Annotated in this window: 17 protein-coding genes and 2 pseudogenes; 9 read left to right on the plus strand and 10 right to left on the minus strand. The window is 62.2% G+C overall.

Going from position 1 to position 17,115, the window contains the following annotated elements:
• Positions 1–601: pseudogene (locus tag BG842_RS04730) on the minus strand (Glu-tRNA(Gln) amidotransferase GatDE subunit E); the annotation flags it as partial.
• A gap of 223 nt (positions 602–824) precedes the next feature.
• On the opposite strand from BG842_RS04730, the gene BG842_RS04735 reads away from it, so the two are divergent.
• Positions 825–2,006 (plus strand): PAS domain-containing protein, encoded by a 1,182-nt coding sequence (locus tag BG842_RS04735; RefSeq protein ID WP_069449879.1) that lies wholly within the window; start codon positions 825–827, stop codon positions 2,004–2,006.
• A 32-nt stretch (positions 2,007–2,038) separates the two neighbouring features.
• Here the strand turns inward: BG842_RS04735 and BG842_RS04740 are convergent, their stop codons facing one another.
• Together BG842_RS04740 and BG842_RS04745 are read right to left on the minus strand one after the other, a co-directional pair.
• Entirely contained in the window at positions 2,039–3,556 is a 1,518-nt protein-coding gene (locus BG842_RS04740; protein WP_069449880.1) for a PH domain-containing protein, read from the minus strand.
• Positions 3,553–4,014, minus strand: a complete 462-nt coding sequence (locus BG842_RS04745) for a PH domain-containing protein (protein WP_069449881.1) — start codon at positions 4,012–4,014, stop codon at positions 3,553–3,555. Before BG842_RS04745 ends, BG842_RS04740 begins: the two co-directional genes overlap by 4 nt.
• A 237-nt stretch (positions 4,015–4,251) precedes the next feature.
• Here BG842_RS04745 and BG842_RS04750 point away from each other — a divergent pair, with 237 nt between their 5' ends.
• Entirely contained in the window at positions 4,252–5,175 is a 924-nt protein-coding gene (locus BG842_RS04750) for a hypothetical protein (RefSeq protein WP_069449882.1), read from the plus strand.
• A 54-nt stretch (positions 5,176–5,229) separates the two neighbouring features.
• On the opposite strand, the gene BG842_RS04755 is transcribed toward BG842_RS04750, so the two are convergent.
• Entirely contained in the window at positions 5,230–6,642 is a 1,413-nt protein-coding gene (locus tag BG842_RS04755; RefSeq protein ID WP_069449883.1) for an aspartate ammonia-lyase, read from the minus strand.
• Positions 6,643–6,833: 191 nt separating this feature from the next.
• On the opposite strand from BG842_RS04755, the gene BG842_RS04760 reads away from it, so the two are divergent.
• From BG842_RS04760 to BG842_RS04775, 4 genes are read left to right on the plus strand one after another with little or no spacing between them, the layout of a single operon-like run.
• The gene (locus tag BG842_RS04760) at positions 6,834–8,189 is read left to right on the plus strand and encodes an ABC transporter substrate-binding protein (RefSeq protein ID WP_069449884.1); all 1,356 of its coding nucleotides are present in this window, start codon (positions 6,834–6,836) and stop codon (positions 8,187–8,189) included.
• A 28-nt stretch (positions 8,190–8,217) separates the two neighbouring features.
• Positions 8,218–9,204 carry a carbohydrate ABC transporter permease gene (locus tag BG842_RS04765; protein ID WP_069449885.1) on the plus strand — a complete coding sequence of 329 codons (987 nt, stop codon included), beginning with the start codon at positions 8,218–8,220 and terminating at the stop codon, positions 9,202–9,204.
• A 25-nt stretch (positions 9,205–9,229) separates the two neighbouring features.
• Complete coding sequence (locus tag BG842_RS04770) at positions 9,230–10,165, plus strand: carbohydrate ABC transporter permease (RefSeq protein ID WP_069449893.1); 936 nt, start codon at positions 9,230–9,232, stop codon at positions 10,163–10,165.
• Positions 10,166–10,201: 36 nt separating this feature from the next.
• Complete coding sequence (locus BG842_RS04775; RefSeq protein ID WP_069449886.1) at positions 10,202–11,359, plus strand: ABC transporter ATP-binding protein; 1,158 nt, start codon at positions 10,202–10,204, stop codon at positions 11,357–11,359.
• A 27-nt stretch (positions 11,360–11,386) separates the two neighbouring features.
• Here the strand turns inward: BG842_RS04775 and BG842_RS04780 are convergent, their stop codons facing one another.
• From BG842_RS04780 to BG842_RS04800, 5 genes are all read right to left on the minus strand, one after another.
• Entirely contained in the window at positions 11,387–11,635 is a 249-nt protein-coding gene (locus tag BG842_RS04780; protein ID WP_069449894.1) for a BolA family protein, read from the minus strand.
• Positions 11,636–11,695: 60 nt separating this feature from the next.
• Positions 11,696–11,992, minus strand: a complete 297-nt coding sequence (locus tag BG842_RS04785; protein ID WP_018128649.1) for a hypothetical protein — start codon at positions 11,990–11,992, stop codon at positions 11,696–11,698.
• A 40-nt stretch (positions 11,993–12,032) separates the two neighbouring features.
• A complete protein-coding gene (fen, locus tag BG842_RS04790) occupies positions 12,033–13,013 on the minus strand; it encodes a flap endonuclease-1 (protein ID WP_069449887.1) in 981 nt (326 codons plus the stop codon).
• A 105-nt stretch (positions 13,014–13,118) separates the two neighbouring features.
• Complete coding sequence (locus BG842_RS04795; RefSeq protein ID WP_069449888.1) at positions 13,119–14,126, minus strand: thioredoxin domain-containing protein; 1,008 nt, start codon at positions 14,124–14,126, stop codon at positions 13,119–13,121.
• Between the two features lie 113 nt (positions 14,127–14,239).
• Entirely contained in the window at positions 14,240–14,791 is a 552-nt protein-coding gene (locus BG842_RS04800) for a GNAT family N-acetyltransferase (protein ID WP_217493268.1), read from the minus strand.
• Between the two features lie 105 nt (positions 14,792–14,896).
• Here BG842_RS04800 and BG842_RS04805 point away from each other — a divergent pair, with 105 nt between their 5' ends.
• From BG842_RS04805 to BG842_RS04815, 3 genes and pseudogenes are all read left to right on the plus strand, one after another.
• Positions 14,897–15,487: a class I SAM-dependent methyltransferase gene (locus BG842_RS04805; protein ID WP_069449890.1), complete on the plus strand. Its 591-nt coding sequence runs from the start codon at positions 14,897–14,899 to the stop codon at positions 15,485–15,487.
• A 22-nt stretch (positions 15,488–15,509) separates the two neighbouring features.
• Complete coding sequence (locus tag BG842_RS04810; protein ID WP_069449891.1) at positions 15,510–15,929, plus strand: DUF3054 domain-containing protein; 420 nt, start codon at positions 15,510–15,512, stop codon at positions 15,927–15,929.
• Positions 15,930–16,003: 74 nt separating this feature from the next.
• A pseudogene (locus BG842_RS04815) lies at positions 16,004–16,400 on the plus strand (pyridoxamine 5'-phosphate oxidase family protein).
• A 10-nt stretch (positions 16,401–16,410) separates the two neighbouring features.
• Here BG842_RS04815 and BG842_RS04820 read toward each other — a convergent pair.
• The gene (locus BG842_RS04820; RefSeq protein ID WP_069449892.1) at positions 16,411–17,052 is read right to left on the minus strand and encodes an SdpI family protein; all 642 of its coding nucleotides are present in this window, start codon (positions 17,050–17,052) and stop codon (positions 16,411–16,413) included.
• Positions 17,053–17,115: the final 63 nt, after the last annotated feature.

The raw sequence follows: 17,115 nt of genomic DNA on the forward strand, positions 1-17,115 counted from the left end.
GAGCCTGTTCGGGCGAACTGATGTCCGGGCTGGTGCCGATTTCGATCAGCGGGATGCCGAGGCGGTCGAGGCTGAAGGTAACGCCGTCCTCGCGCTCCTCGACGCGCTGGGCGCTCTCCTCTTCGAGCATCAGGTCCTCGACGCCGACCGGACCGTCGCTGGTCTGGATTTCGCCGCCGGTTGCGACGAGCGTGGACCGCTGGAATCCCGAGGTGTTCGACCCGTCAACGACGATTTTTCGCATGACGTGCGCTTGGTCCACTACGTCCATGTCGAGCAGTTGGGCGATTTCGAGGACGACCTGCTGGGCTTCCCCGTCCAGTCGGTGTGGCGGTTCGTCGTCGGCCTCCACGAGACAGGTGGAGTCGTAGCCGAGATATTCGAATTCGCGGTCGATTTGGCTCTCTTCGAGGGCCGCTTCGTCTATCTCGCCGAGTTCGCTCCGCGTCGGATGGAGATAGCGGGTGAATGTTCGGGACGACTCCTCGGGGTCGCGTAGTTCGGTCGGACAGCCACAGAACAGCTTCGTCTCGGTGTCGAGTTGCTGGTGTATCTCCAGCCCCGCCACGAGACCGAGGTTCTCGTAGTCGTACTCACTCATTGGTCGGACATGAGATGTGGAGGGGTAAAAAACCGACCAGTTCGGGCGAGTCTGTCCATTCGAACCGTCGGGTCACGGTTCGCGCACGCCACCGACGAGCGAGAGAGACGACCGCATAAATGACACGCAAATGTTTACTCATCCGTGAATTTCTTCGAAAATATGAATTCGATATCGGCATGCTCCCCATAGATATAAAAATGATACGAACAGTAAACTGGATATGAACGATTTCCTCGCGTCGAGGAATCCAACAGCGGACGCGCCGATTCGTATCCTCCACGTCGATGACGACCCGGCACGGTTGCGCCTCTCCGACCCGTTGCTGTCCGAATACATATCGGATATCGCCGTTTACACCGAAACGGCACCCACGAAAGCCATCGACCGTCTCGATTCCCTCACGGTGGATTGTATCGTCAGCGATTTCGACATGGGGTCGATGGACGGACTCGAATTCTTAGAAGCGGTTCGTGAGCGTTCGCCCGAACTGCCGTTCATCCTCTTCACCGGCAAAGGGAGCGAAGAGATAGCTAGCGAAGCCATCTCCGCGGGCGTCACCGACTACCTCCAGAAGGGAGGCCCCGACAGATACGCGGTGCTGGCGAACCGCATCGAAAACGTCGTCAGCCGCCATCGCGCCGAACGAGCGACGGACGCGTACCGACGGCACATGAACGCCGTCTACGACCGGGTGACGGACGCGTTTTTCGCGTTGGACACCGACTGGCGGTTCACCTTCGTCAACGCGCGCGGCGAGGAACTGCTCGACCGCCCCGAGGCGGACCTCCTCGGGAACGTCGTCTGGGAGGAGTTCCCCGAATCGGTCAACTCGACGTTCGAATCGGAGTACCGACGGGCGATGGAGCGACAGGAGCCGACCACGTTCGAAGCCTACTTCGAACCCCTCGAAACCCTGTTCGAAGTCCACGCCTACCCCTCGACGGAAGGGTTGTCGGTGTACTTCCGCGACGTCACCGACGAAACCCGGATTCGGAAGGAACACCGCCGCGAGCGGGAGCTGCTCGAACGCGTGTTCGAAACGAGTCCCGTCGGCATCATCATCCTCGACACGGACGGTGAGATAGAGCGGGTCAACGAGCGGATGGCCGAGATGCTGGCACTTCCGAAGGAGCGAATCACGAACAGGAATTACGACTCCTCGGAGTGGACGGTGACTGACGAGGACGGGACACCCATCGGAGAGAACGGCCACCCGTTGACGACGATTTTCGAGGACGAAACGACGCTTCGTGGCGTGCGGACGCGATACCGGACCCCGGACGGGGAGTGGCGGCACTTCTCCGTGAACGGAGCACCCGTCCACGCCGAGGACGGCACCGTGGAACGAATCGTCTTCATCGTCGAGGACGTGACCGACTCGGAAATCGACCCGTCGCGTTGACGACCCGATGGCCGACCGTGGCGACGCGGAAGTCAGTCGCTTTCGGAGTCCGTCGGTTGGTCTGACACCGCTTCCGCCCGTTTTCGCCCATTCTCTCGATCGCGTTCGGTCCGCCTGCGTTTCACCGCTCGGCCGAGACGACGAGCCACCAGTTCACGGAGTTCGGCCGCGTCGTCGGCGTCCACGTCGGCGGCGTGTGAGTCCTTGCTTCGAAAGCCGATGGAACTCGCGGTGTCCACGACGACCGTCGCCAACGACCACCGTCGCTGGAAGAGCGTTTCGCGCTGGATGACCGTCTGCACCCGATAGTAGGGCACGATGCGCGTCGTCCGTCGCCAAAATCCGTTTCGCGTCACGACGTGTTCGTCGCCGACGTGATAGCCGCGATGTTTCCACTGATACAGTCCGGCGACCGGTGCGAGAAGCAGGAGGGCGAGCGGCGCGTACCAGAAATCGACGAAGCCGGTGAATCGGTCGATACCGTAGGCGACGCCGGTCAGGAGCGCGGCCGCGATGGCGTAGCGGACGGTGTAACGCCGTCGCGCCCGCTTCGGCGGGCGCTGGAACGTCGGGTCCTCGAACGATTCGAGCGAGTGGGCGAGCGAGCGGACGCGGCTTCGGACCGCGAGGGGAATCGCCGCCTCGGACCCGCCGGAGGCAGAGGGTCCCTGTCCGGGCGCGTAGCCCGCCGTTTCGACGGAAAGCGCCGAGTAACCGGCCAATCGCATAACGGGGTTTTCCCGGACCGTGAGCGTCTGTATCTTGTCTATCGGGATGCTCCCGTTGTACCGCTGGAGCAATCCCCGTTCGTAGCGGAGTTCGTCGCCGACGCGCGTCAGCCGAAAGCCGTAGTGGCGCGCGAACGTTATCATCCCGCTGCTCACCCACAGGATGAGCGCGGAGAACACTATCTGGGCGAGACCGACGAGGAACGTCACGCTGGCGAGGTCCACCGTGCTCGTGACGAACGGGACGATGAGAAACACCAATCCGACGGCGCGCGGCTCAATCGAAACGGCCGAGAGCAACAGCAGTTCCTCCGAACTGATCTCGTACAACATTTCCTCGTCGGGACCGTCGGTCTCGTCTTCCGCCTCCCGACCGGTCGAGATTCCGTTCTTTCGGCGCTGTATCTCGCGTTGGAGTCGTCGCGCCTCCTCGTAGGCGACGTATTCGAGGCGGGCTTCAGTTTCGCCGCCGCCCGCGGTTTCCAGTCCGAGCGAGGCGATTCCTGCGATTCGCTGGACGACGTTCCGGTGGATGTCCACGTTCTGTACTCGGCGGAGTGGAATCTCCCGCCGTCGACGCGAGAAGACGCCGGATTCGATGTCGAGCGAGTTGTCCGTGAGTTCGTACTCGAACCGGCGATGGTAGGCGACTTCCCAGGCCATCACGATGAGCAGGACGGCGAGCAGGAGGACCGCGAAGAGTTCGAGATTCAACCACTCTATCGCGCCGATGGCCGCGAATCCGGCGAACAAAACGGTGGAAACGACGCGGCCACCGCGGGTGAGCATTCGATAGGGGAGCGAGCGGGGGTGTAACTTCATACCGCGTCCTCGTACTCGCTCTCGACCGCGAGGTTCCGAAGACGGCCCTGCAGTTCGCTCGCCCGTTCGGGCGTGAGTCCGGGTATCGTCACGTCCGCTCCCCGCGACCCGGCGGTGTAGACGACGACGCTGCCGAGGCCGAGCAGTCGCTCGATGGGACCGCGTTGCGTATCGACGTGTTGAACGCGGACGAAGGGAACGACGGTCGTGACGCGGGTGAAAACCCCGCGTTCGAGGTACAGGTCGTCGTCGCGGATTTCGAACCGCCACGTGCGATACTTGAACAGGACGTACCCGACCCCGATGACGGCAGCGGCGAGAACGCCCGCGCCGACGAGGGCGAGCGCGAACTCGACGAGAAACCGACGAACCCCGGCGAGCACACCGCCGACGAGCGCCGCGAGGACGAGGACGCTCACGAACCAAACGACGCGGACGCGGGGGTTGAGTGTCTCCATACCTACACGACAGGGTGGATAGGGGATAAAGGTAGGCGTGGTCTACCGGTCGCGTCGTCGAACGAACGCACCCCCGAGCCGGGGCACGACCTTGGAAAGGTATGTCACACTTACTGTGCCGGAATACCACCCGTACCGGAGGAGTACGGATTCCCTACCGTTTCGTTCGGCTGGTACTGATTTCAGTCAGTCGGCGTGGAACAAAGACGCCGGGAAATCGTACCTTTCGTGGACAGCATGACCGAGAACTCGCCCACTATCAACCGTCGCCGATTCGTTCAGGCGACTGTCGCCTCGACTGCCATACTCGGAGGCGTCTCGTCGGCAAATGCCCAATCCGGGGGGAACGCCCAGTTCTCCATCGAACAGGACGGAAAATGCATCCCCATCGAACCGCTCTCGATGTCGGGACTGCCGGTCGAGGAGTTTTACGACTACCGAACGCCGGACACCGACCCGTCGTCGTACAAGTACGCCTCCTTCGGGACGCAAAACCTCCAACGAAAGGACACCAGCATCCTCTTCCTCTATCAGGGACCGAAGGGGCTGAGCCTCGTGATGATTCACGACAAGATCGACGCCGGTGCGGGAGGTGCGGTGACGTTCCGCATAACTAACCTCCCCGTCAAGGGGAAGTTCATCGTCAAAGACGACTCCTACGACGCCTCGACGAACCGAGACACGTTCGACTACTCGAAACATCGCAACTGGAACGGGAAGGAAAGCGCAAGTGCGAACGTCAGTTGGACGTGGCAGGAGGGTCGCGCCGACGGTGCCGTCTATCGCAGTCTAGGTAAAGATTTCAAGATCACTATCAACCCGCAGTTCAACGAGAAGGCGGTACTGGCGGGTGAAGGAGGGGTGTACGACGGCAAAATCAAGAAATGGGAGGTGTTGTCGGGTGACGTGAACAACCCCACCCGCACGAAGCTGAACATGAACAAGCCAATCACCATCTCCTCGAAAGCGTGTCAGTCCGAAACGACGACGCAGACGACCCAGCAGACGACGGAAGGGTCGGGGGAGACGACCACTCCGATGGAGGGGACGACGACGACGACTCCGCCCTCCAACGAGAGTCAAGGCTTCTTCGGCAAGCTCTGGAGCGGGTTCATCTCGCTCATCGAAGGAGTCGTTAACTTCTTCACCAGCCTGTTCTGACGCGAGGCAACGTTTTTCGCGGCAGACGAGCCGAATAAAAAACGGGACGGCTGTTTACTCGTCCTGTCCGAGGATGCCGCGGTGAGTCATCGCTTCGGGGTCGATGATCTCGTTCGCTTCCTCCTCGCTCAGGTAGCCCTTCTCGATGACAACCTGCCGGACGGTCTTGTCCTCCTTGAGCGCCTCCTTCGCGGCTTTCGACGCCTTGTCGTAGCCGATGTGCGGGTTGAGCGCCGTGGCGAGCGCCATGCTCTGTTCGACCTGCTCCTCGCAATACTCCGCGTCGACGTCGAGCTTTCGAACGAACTTGTCCGCGAACGTCTCGCTGACGTTCGAGAGGAGTTCCGCCGATTCGAGGAAGTTGTGCGCGAGGACGGGTTTGTACAGGTTGAGGTCTATCTGACCCTCGGCCGCGCCGTACTCGACGGTGGTGTCGTTACCGACGACCTGCTTGTGAACTTGATTGACGGCTTCCGCGACGACGGGATTGATTTTGCCGGGCATGATGGAACTGCCGGGCTGGTTCTCGGGCTGGTCGATTTCGCCGAGTCCGTTGCGCGGTCCCGACGCCAGCAGGCGGAGGTCGTTCGCTATCTTGTTGAGCGACCCGGCGACGGTGCGGAGCGCGCCGTGCGCCTCGGCCATCGCGTCGTGGGCGGCCTGCGCCTCGAAGTGGTTGTCGGCCTCGCGGAATCGGATGCCGGTCTCCTCGCTGATGTAGTCGGCGGCGAGCGCGGGGAACTCGGGGTGGGTGTTCAGCCCCGTCCCGACCGCCGTTCCGCCGAGCGCGAGTTCGCTTAGGTGGTCCCTAACGTGGTCGACGCGGGAGAGTCCCTTCTCTATCTGCGAGCGGTAGCCGCCGAACTCCTGCCCGACGCGGACGGGGGTTGCGTCCTGCAGGTGCGTGCGGCCCGTCTTCACCACGCCGTCGTACTCCTCTTCTTTCTCCGCGAGCGCCTCGCGGAGGGTGTCGAGGGCCGGAAGCACGTCCTTCTCGACGGCTTCGAGCGCGGAGACGTGCATCGCGGTCGGAATCACGTCGTTGCTCGACTGGCCGAAGTTAACGTGGTCGTTCGGGTGAATCACGCGGTCCCCGATTTCCTCCCCGTAGATTTCGGCGGCGCGGTTGGCGATGACCTCGTTCGCGTTCATGTTCGAGGACGTACCGGACCCGGTTTGGAAGACGTCCACCGGGAACTGGTCGTCGTGTTCGCCCGCGATAACCTCGTCGGCGGCCTCGACGATGGCTTCCGCTTCGTCCGATTCGATCATCCCGAGTTCCTCGTTCGCCTGTGCGGCGGCCTTCTTCACGATTCCGAGCGCGCGGATGAACCGCCGCCCGAACGTGATTCCCGAGATGGGGAAGTTTTCGACCGCGCGCTGGGTCTGTGCGCCCCAGTAGGCGTCCGCTGGAACTTTCATCTCCCCGAGGCTGTCCTCCTCGATTCGATAATCCTCGTCGCTCATGCGTGTGGAGGGTCGATGTGGGCGAGCGTAAAACCCATCGAAACGGGGCTACCAAAATAGGGCTACGAGGCCGAAACAACTGAATTCAAACACTATCTCGACTGTAAGCATTCACTCGGAGTAGAATTAATTTAAAAATAATTAAGTAGCTCTTACCGAATAGGTAAATAGACGCATACTGAGGCATCAATATGACAGGCGATAACGATAACGGATTGAATCGACGGACGTACGTCAAAGGAATGGGTCTCGCCGGGACTGCCGGAGTCGCTGGTCTCGCCGGATGCACCGGCGGCGGTGACGACGACAACGGCGGCGACAACGAAAACAAGAACGACGACGGAAGCGGAAAGGACGGTAATACGGACTACAAGAAGCTCGAACTCCAGCACTGGTGGACGGGCGGCGACGGTCACGCCGCGATTACGGCCCTCCTCGACGGATTCAAGGAGGAGTACCCGGACATCGAAGTCAAACCGAACCCCATCGCGGGCGGTGCGGGGCAGAACCTGAAAGACGTCGTGAAAAAGCGCGTCCTCCAAGGCAAGCCGCCGAGCTCGTGGCAGGCGTGGCCCGGAAAGAACCTCACGCCCTACGTCGAGAACGACATCCTTCACGACATCAGCGATTCGGTCTGGTCGGAAAACGGAATGAAGGACGCCTATCGGAGCGGTCCGAAGGAGGTCGCCAAGCTTGACGGGAAGTTTGTCGCCGTTCCGCTGAACATCCACCGGCTGAACAACCTCTTTTACAACACGAAGGTCGTCGAGGACGCCGGCGTCGATCCGAAGTCCATCTCGAAGCCGTCCGACCTCACCGCCGCGATGAAGAAGGTGGAGAGCAACACGGATGCAGTCGGGATGGCCCAGCAGACGAAATCGCCGTGGTCCACCCTCCAACTGTGGGCGCAGGTCCTCCTCGGCGAGTCGGGCGTGAAGACCTACAACGCCGTGATGAGCGGCAAGGTCGACGCGAACAAGAAGGCCGTGAAAAACGCCCTCTCCATCGTCAAGGAGTACAAGGCGCACTTCAACAAAGACTCCGGGTCGCTCGACTGGCAACAGGCCAACAAGAAGATCCTCAAGGGCGAGGCGGCGTTCTTCCACCAAGGCGACTGGGCGGCGAGCATGTACCGCGAACAGGAGAACTTCGAGTACGAAAAGCAGTGGAACCACGTTCCGTTCCCCGGAACCGGGAAGATGTACGCGCTCAACATGGACTCGTTCCCCTTCCCGAAACAGAACCCGTCGCCGGAGGCGACCAAGAAGTTCCTCCAGTACGTGGGTTCGAAGGACGCACAGGAGCGGTTCAACCCCAAGAAAGGGTCGATTCCGCCGCGGACCGACGTCTCCAAGGAGAAGTTCGGGCCGTTCCTCTCCCAGCAGATGGATGACTTCAAGAACTCGAAATCGCAGCCTCCGTCCGTCGCCCACGGATTGGCGACGACGCCGGAGACGTTGACGAACCTGAAAGACGCAACGGCGTCGTTCATCTCGAACTGGAACGTCGATAAAACGGCCAACCAGTTCTCGAATTCGTTCAACTAACTCCGAAACGCACACCAAACTTTTCCACATGCAACGAACATACAGAAAATTGAAGCGGTTGGTATCCGGCGAGGACGAATCGCTCCGCGCCGACGGCGGAACGACGGTCGAGCACGCGGAGAGTGAGTCACTGCTATCGAGCGAGTTCGTCCAGAGCCTCCCGTTCTGGTTGCCGCCGTTCCTGTTGATGGGCTTTTTCGTGTACGGTGCCATCGGCTGGAACTTCATCATCTCGCTTACGGATTTCGAGACGTTCCAACTGCCGACGTACAAACTCTCGGCGCTCGATTTCGAGATGTACCGGCAGTTGTTCAACGACCCGGGATTCTGGACGGCGGCGCGGAATACGCTCGTCCTGCTCGTCGCATTCACCGGGTTGTGTCTCGTCTTCGGGTTGATCCTGGCCATCATCGTCGACCGGGACATCCGGTTCGAGAACACGTTCCGAACCATCTACTTGCTCCCCATGAGCCTCTCGTTCGTGGTGACGGCGAAGTTCTGGGCGTGGATGTACAACTTCAACAGTGGGATGATCAACGTCACCTTCCGGAGCTTCGGTCTCGACTCTCTGGCCCACCAGTGGATAAGCGACCCGACGACGAAGTTGGCCGCGGTCATCTTCGCGCTCATCTGGCAGTTCAGCGGGTACGCGATGGTCGTCTACCTCGCGGGCTTGCGGGCGATTCCGGACGAGCACTTCGAGGCGGCGCGGGTCGACGGCGCGAGCACGTGGCGCATGTACCGCCGCGTCATCGTGCCGCAGCTTCGGGCCTCAACCGTCAGCGCGGCGGTCGTGCTCATGGTCTTCGCGCTGAAGGCGTTCGACTTCCTGTACGTGATGTTCGGCCGTCAGCCCGGTCCCGCCGCGGACATCCTCGCGACGATGATGTACCGCGAGGCGTTCGGCTCGCTTCACTGGGCGTACGGGTCCGCCATCGCCATCGTCCTCTTCGTGATGGCGCTGGCAGTCGTGACGCCGTACCTGTACAACGAATATCGACGAGGTGAACTATGACGACACGACTTCAACGGAGGCAGCGATGAGCGGAACACCGGCCGCACCCGACCCCGAAAATCGGACGTGGACGGACCGGGTGAGACACGGCGTTCGAACGACGAGCACGAGCAGGGCGCTGTTGTACGTCGTGTTGTTCGCGCTCGTCGCGTTCTACCTCGCACCGCTGGAAGCGGGTATCATGACGGCGTTCAAGACCCAAAACGCGTTCAACACGTCGCTGCCGTTCTTCCCCCCGCTCGGGGACGGGTTCACGCTCGAAGCGTGGCGCGTCGCGTTGGGCAAGCTTCAGTCCGGGTTGGTGAACAGCCTGCTGTTGGCCATCCCGGCGACCGTCCTGTCGGCGACGCTCGGTAGTTTCGCCGCCTACGGCATCACCAACGTCGATTGGAAGTACCAGATGCCCATCGTCGCGCTGTTCGTCGCGGGTATCTTCATCCCGTATCAGGCGGTGCTGGTGCCGCTCGCACGGTTGTTCACCATCGTGGACACGCAGGCGCTTCTCTCGCCGCTGTGGGGACTGCCGTTCATGCACGAGTACTACGCGAACCTCATCAATCTCATCATCGCGCACACGGCGTACGGGATTCCCATCACGTTCCTGCTGTTCCGGTCGTACTACCGGAACTTCTCGGACGAGATGTTGGAGGCGGCGCGACTCGACGGCGCGAGCGTGTTCAGCATCTACCGGAACATCGTCCTTCCGCTGTCGAAGCCGATGTTCGCCGTGACGCTCATCTACCAGTTCACGCAGGTCTGGAACGACCTCCTGTTCGCGCTGGTCATCATCCCGAGCGGGAGCGGTTCGTCGGCACCGGTAACGGTCGCGTTGAACAACTTGAGCGGCGGTATCATCCAATCGTTCGGCCTGCAGATGGCCGGGGCGTTCATCGCGGCGATACCCACGCTCATCGTCTACGTCCTGTTCGGAGACCAGTTCGCAAAAGGAGTTGCAAGCTAATGATATCGATATACACGACACAACGGAGGAGTACGGATGGCTAAGCTCACACTCGACGGCGTGACGAAGGTGTTCGACGACGGCGGCGACGACATCGTTGCGGTCGATTCGGCGAACGTCGACATCGACGACGGCGAATTCCTCGTCCTCGTCGGTCCGTCCGGATGCGGAAAATCGACGACGCTCCGCATGATCGCGGGGCTCGAAACCGTCTCGGCTGGCGAGATTCGCCTCGGCGAGACGGTCATCAACGACCAACCGCCGACGGCGCGCAACATCGCCATGGTGTTCCAGTCCTACGCGCTCTATCCGCACATGACCGTGCGCCAGAACATGAGCTTCGGGCTGGAGGAATCGACGGACATGCCGAAAAGCGAAATCACGCAGACGGTCGAGGACGCCGCCGAGATGCTCGGCATCGCGGACCTCCTCGACCGCAAACCCGGCGAACTCTCCGGCGGGCAACAACAGCGTGTCGCGCTCGGCCGCGCCATCGTCCGAGACCCGGAAGTGTTCCTGATGGACGAACCGCTGTCGAACCTCGACGCCAAACTTCGGTCGCAGATGCGCACCGAACTCCAGCGACTGCAGGAGGACCTCGGCGTGACCACCGTCTACGTCACCCACGACCAGACGGAGGCGATGACGATGGGCGATAAAATCGCCATCCTCAACGACGGGAAACTCCAGCAGGTCGCCACCCCCATCGAGGCGTATCACCAACCGGCGAACCGGTTCGTCGCCGGGTTCATCGGCGAGCCGTCGATGAACTTCTTCGAGATGGAGCGGAACAGCGATTCGCTCGTCGGCGAGTGGTTCGAATATCCGCTGTCCTCGGAGACGGCGGCGGAACTCGACGACGCCAAGCGCGTGACGCTCGGCGTCCGACCCGAGGACGTGGAACTCGTCGCCAGCGGCGGTGGCGAACACGAGTTCGAAACCGTCGTGGACGTCGTCGAACCGATGGGCAACGAGAACAACGTGTACCTTCAGTTCGTGGACAGCGGCGAATCGAAACCGATGGAGGAACGGGAAACCTTCGTCGCGACGCTCAGCGGAATGCGGACCATCGAGGACGGGCAGGAGGTCATCGCCCGGATTCCCGAGGAAGCGATACACCTGTTCGATGCCGAGACGGGAACGGCGCTTCGCAACCGGCGTCTGGATCAAGAAGCGACGATTCCGAACCGCTGATTCCGAACCGCTACTCGAAGTATCGACCTACCGCTCGTCGTACTCTTCTGGCGTGTAGGTCTTCAGTTCGAGCGCGTGGATGTCCGTCGTCATGTGGTCACCGAGCGCGTCGTACACCATCTGGTGCTGTTCGACCAGCGTCTTTCCCTCGAACGCCGGGGAGACGACGGTCGCGGCGAGGTGGTCTTCGTCGTGGACGCCTCGCGGGTGGCTCACGGTCGCGTCCGCGTCGTCCAGTTCGGATTCGATGAGTTCGGCGACTTCGTTCGCGTTCATGGACGACCCTTTTCCGTCGGCAACCAAAAGACGACGGGTTCGAACACGCCGACGGTCGAATCAGGCGCGGACGATTTCGTCGAGTCGTCCGACCGTTTTTGCGTCCGGTTCCGTTCCGTTGCGATCGCCCGACAGTTCGACGCGCTCGACGGGAGGTCGTCTGTATTCGGTGTAGACGTTCCAGACGGTCCCGTCGTCGGCTTCGACGGTGAACTCCTGAACGTCGTCGTCAGGTTGCCAAACGCGGGTAATCTTCCCCTCGACGGTCCCGCCGCCGCTCGACTTTTCGGGCGACCAGTCGAACGCGACCGCCATCCCTTCCGTTACTTCGTTCGGTTCGAGCGTCCTGTCAGTCATCATCGACCGTAGCGCCTCGACCACCCTGAACGTACTGGCCCTACGTCCACTGGTCGAGGCCGGTCTGGGCGATGCTCTCTTCGATGCGCTCGAAGCCGCGCGCCACCTCGTCCTCGCGGATGTCCCACTCCTCGGTGACGTACTCGCGCGCCGCCTCGATGTCCGGGTCCATCTCCGGGTCGAACTCGAACTCGTCGGTCACGTCGGGGTCGAGGAACATCCCGCGGATGACGTCCACGTTCTCGATGTACGCGTCCCGTTCTTCGAGGACGCCCCAGAGGTCGCCGTGCTCTGTGACGCCCTTGAGCGCCGTCTTCGGGCCGACGCCGGAGACGCCTTCGTTGAAGTCGGTGCCACAGAGGATGGCGATATCGACCAACTGCTCCCACGTGATGTCGTGTTCGTCGAGCGTCGCCTCGAAGTCCATCAGTTCGGGGTTCCCCTTGCTCGTCAGTTGGCGAAGGGTGAGCGGCGCGCCCAGCAAGAGCGCGTCGTAATCCTCGGTCCCGGCGTAATCGACCGCACCGGTTCGCGCCATGTGCGCCGCCTGCGCCTCGCCCTCCGCGGGCGCTTCGATAACCGGCACGTCGAGCAGGTCGAGCAGTTCCCGCGTCGTCTCCTGAATGACGGGGGTGAGTCGCTGGGTGTGGGCGTCGAGCCGCGCGACCTCGATTGCGTCGCCCTCCTCGCGCGCCTCCTCAAGTCGCTCCTCCAGTTTCTCGCGCTGTTCGCGCCGGTCCTCGATTTCGTCGCTCTTGAGGTCGGTCACGTGGCCGTCGAAGACGAACACCGGCGTCAGGTCGTGCTCGAAGAACTTCGGTAAGCCCTGGACGACGCCGACGAGATTTGCGACCTCGGTGCCGTCCTCGGTGGTGTACACTTCGTCACGCGTCCATTTCACCGTCGTCGTGAGGTAGCGATAGAGCCAGTTGTGCGCGTCGATGGCGACGAGCGACCCCTCGATGTCGTCGAAGCTGATCTCTTCGAGGGACGCGAGCTGTCGAAGTGCGGAGTTTCCCATTTGGCGACGCTACGGGCGGGAAGGGCTTCAAAGCACCCTCTTCGACGCGCCGAGGGGAGGTCCGTGGCACGGGAAACGACAAAAATGAGCGAGAAACCCGCCTGACTAACTGCCGGAGTCGGTCGTCGTGGTAGTCGTCGTCCCGGAAGCGTCGTCGGTCGTGGTTGTCGTGTCGCTCGTCCCAGTCGTTGTAGTCGTATTCGTCGTCGTTGTGGTTGTATTCGTGGTGGTCGTGTCGGAGTCGTCGCCGTTCGTCGTAGTCGTCGTGGTCGTTTCGGAATCCGACCCCGACCCACGTCCGAGCGCGGTGTCGAGTTGCGCTTTCGTCTTCTTCAGGTTCACCGTCGGTGCCGTCACCGTGTCGTCGACGACGATGCGGGGGACGGCCGAAATCGGAATCTCGTGTACCTGGTCCATCGTCCGTTCGATTTGGGACTGGTACTTTTTCGCCTCGATTTGCGAGGTGATTTTGGAGAGGTGGCTCACGTCGGCCTCCTCGGCGATACGGACGAGCGTCTCCGTCGTCGCCCACCCCGGCGAACTGTTCTGGTTTTGGAACATCGTACCGAAGTACGTCCAGTAGGATTCGGGGTCCTCGTTCCAGACGGACAGTCCGGCGCGTGCGGCGCGGGGTTCGTCCGGGCCGTGGAACCCTTCGCCGTCCTCGTAGGCGACTGCGCGGAACTCGATGGCCACGTCGCCGGGTTTCACGTACTCCTCGATGAGGGTTGGTAGGATGTTCAGGACGAAATCGTGGGTGTACGGGCACTTCCACGCGCCGTAAAACTTCGCCGTCACCGAGGCGTCGTCGTCGCCCATCGTCGCGTACTCGTTCTCGGTCGGCTTGCTCGGCAGCGGAACCGACCGGTACGCTTTCGGCGACGGTTCGACCTTCTCCGGGGGACCCTCGTCGGACGCCGACTTCGAGTCGTTTTCGGTGTCGGTCGTCTCCGGGGCCGCCGGGCCCTCCTCCGTGGTAGTCGACTGTTCGCCGCCGGACCGTTCACTCGTCGTCTCGGGGCTCCCGTCCTTCGAGAAGGCCGAACACCCCGCAATTCCGGCCGAGAGGCCCGACCCGATGACGCCGAGTACTCTTCTTCTATCGTCTCTCACTACGATACGGAAAGAGATACTCCACCTTCGTTAATAGGGCGTTAATAGCTGAATGAACAGGCCGAGGACCGCGAAAGCGCACCGCACTCGAATCGTGCGAGGGACCTCGAAATTCACTCCCGCGGGGGAGTCGCTCCCTCCTTCGACGCAAGAAACGCTCGTTCTCCCGACGAGAGGTCGCGCTCGCGGTAGCGGTCCAAGCCGTCCTGATAGCGCTCGCGCCCCGCTACGGGACGTGGATGTTCCAAGACGAGTTCGGCCAACCCGGTGTCCTCGCCGGTGAACCCGAACCCCGCCCGGTAGAGCGCTTGGTACGCGTAGGGGTTGTTTACCGCGATTCTCACGCGGTGATATCCCCGGTCGTGAATACGCTCCGTCGTGAATCGGGTGAGTTTCGGCCCGATACCCTCGCCGCGTCGGTCGGCGTGCACGGTCACGTACCGGAGCCACATCGTCCCGTCGTCGGTTCGGTCCTCGTTGAACGCGATGGCGGCGACGACCGATTCGTCGCCGAAGCTCACCGGCGGACGTTCCGACGGCCGTTCGGCGCGGACGACGGCCTTCCCCGTGTTCGACATCACGAACTTGCCCGCGTAGCTGAACCGCTCGTAGTCGAGGCGTATCTTCGGCCCGTCGTCCGGCCAGCCCAATACCGCGTACTCCATGTCATCCGGTTTCGACGCGATGTACATCCATCCATCGGGGCGGTCGCGGGAGAACGGATGTCGGTCCCCCGCCGGATTTTATGCGGTCGGCTTCGTTGTTCCGATATGACCCCTATCGACGGCGACATCGGGCATTTCGACCGCATCGCGCGCTTTTACGACACCTTCTCGCCGGAAACAGACTCCGACGTCCTCCGCGAGGGACTCGAACAGGCGGAGCGTCCGATAGAGCGAATCGCCGACGTCGCCGGGGGAACCGGTCGTGCCGTTCGCGCTTTGAATGTCAACGAGGAGGTCGTGGTCGATGCGTCGGCGGGGATGCTCGCACAGGCCCACGGTCGCGGCTTGGCCTGTGTGCGCGGCGACGCCACGAGACTGCCGCTGGCGAGCGAGTCCGTCGATGCCGCCGTCATCTCCGACGCCCTGCATCACATCGGCGACCCGGACGCGACGCTCGCGGAGGTCGAGCGCGTCCTCCGGCCGGGCGGCGTGCTCATCGTCCGCGAGTACAACCCGGCGACGATTCGCGGGTGGTTCCTCGTCCGCGGCGAGCACCTGCTGGGGATGGACTCGTCGTTCGTCACGCCGGAGACCTTGGTTCGGAAGTTGGACGCCGCGAATCTCGTCCCGCGCGTTCGAAGCCGCGGATTCGATTACACCGTAGCGGGCGTCAAGCCGACACCGGGAACGCCATAACCCCGGCGTCCCAACACCGTGTATGAGCAGTGCGTTCGGCACCCGACGGTTCGACCGCTCGTCAACCACGGCAGGACTGGTCATCGGCGACGTGGTGGTGTTGGTCGTCCTCCTCGCAATCGGAGCGATGCGACACAACGAGAACATCCTCGCACGTCCCGTGTACTTCGCCGGGACCGTCGCGCCGTTCCTCATCGGGTGGATAATCGCGTCGCTCGTCGTCGGACTGTACAGTTCACGCGCGCGCCGGTCGGTCCGCAGTTCGGTGCTGTTCGCGGACGGAACGTGGGTCATCGCCGCGCTCATCGGAGCGGGCCTTCGCGCGACGTCGTTTTTCCACGGCGAGTCGCCGCTCACGTTCGTCCTCGTCATGCTCGGCTTCGGACTGCTCTTCATGACCGTCTGGCGACTCGTGGCGAGCGTCGCGTCGAACGCGTTGTAACCTCCCCGTTCCGCCGGTCGAAGGCTGGCTCCGCGGCCCGTAGCGTGAAGTGACTCCCGACTGTGGATTTCGTGATGTCATCCATCCCGACGGAGTTTCAGGAGTTGTTCGAGAAACCGGTGTTCGCGTACTTCGCCACGCTCACGCCGGACGGCCTGCCGCACGTAACGCCGGTGTGGGTCGATTACGACGCCGACGAGGACAGAGTGCTGGTCAACACCGAACGCGGTCGGCGGAAAGAGCAAAACGTACGGGAGAATCCGAAAGTCGGAATGGGGATGACCGACCCCGACGACCGCTACGCTCTCCGTCCTCGGCGGGGTGGACGAAGTAACCGAAGACGGTGCCCGGGAACACATCGACGAACTCTCACGACGATACACCGGCGAGGAGTACCAACCGGAGATTCGAACGGCGCGGGTCCTCCTCAAAATTCGCCCCGACGAGGTTATCGCTCACGGTGGGGACTGACGGAACGCGTTCAGACGGTGACGCGCCGATATTCGACGTAGGAGTACACCGTGAGGTAGATGGAGGCGAGAAGCACCGGACCGACCATCAGGTAGATGGCGTACTGCGGGACGAAGACGGCGAGGGCGGCGAGGCCGCCCGCCAGTTTGAACAGCGGCCCGGCGCGCGTGTGCGTCTTCTTCCACACGTCGTCGTTCGAGAGCGTCCACGGGGTCTTGATGCCGACGAACCAGTTGCGCTCGACGCGATTCATGAGCGCGCCGATGAAGTAGAACAACACGCCCATCGCCGGTGCGAGGACGGTCGTGAAGTTGAACCGGTAGCCGAGGTTCCACAGGATGGTCAGCAGGTGGACGTACAGCATGAAGGCGACGAACAGGACGACGAACAGGTCGTAGTACTCCCGAAACGCCGCGACGTTCTCCCGGAGCGGGTCGATGCGCGGAAGCGCGGCGAACAGGACGAGGAGTCCCGCGGTCAGCGTCGGGAGAAACAGCAGGCCCCATAGTTTCGGCATCGTTCCGTCGGCGGCACCGCTCGCGTTCCAGTGGGTCGCCATCTGTGCCGGCATTTGGGGATAGAAGTACGCGCTGAGGCCGAACGAAACGACGACGAGCGCGAGCGCGATGAAGTACGATTTTCTCCCCTTCATAGACGATAATTGTTCTCGTACCAATATAAACCTACGCGGGTTTCCTCAAACGCAATCCTGATT

Origin of the sequence: Haladaptatus sp. W1, assembly GCF_001723155.1 — an archaeon.
Classification (GTDB): domain Archaea; phylum Halobacteriota; class Halobacteria; order Halobacteriales; family Haladaptataceae; genus Haladaptatus; species Haladaptatus paucihalophilus.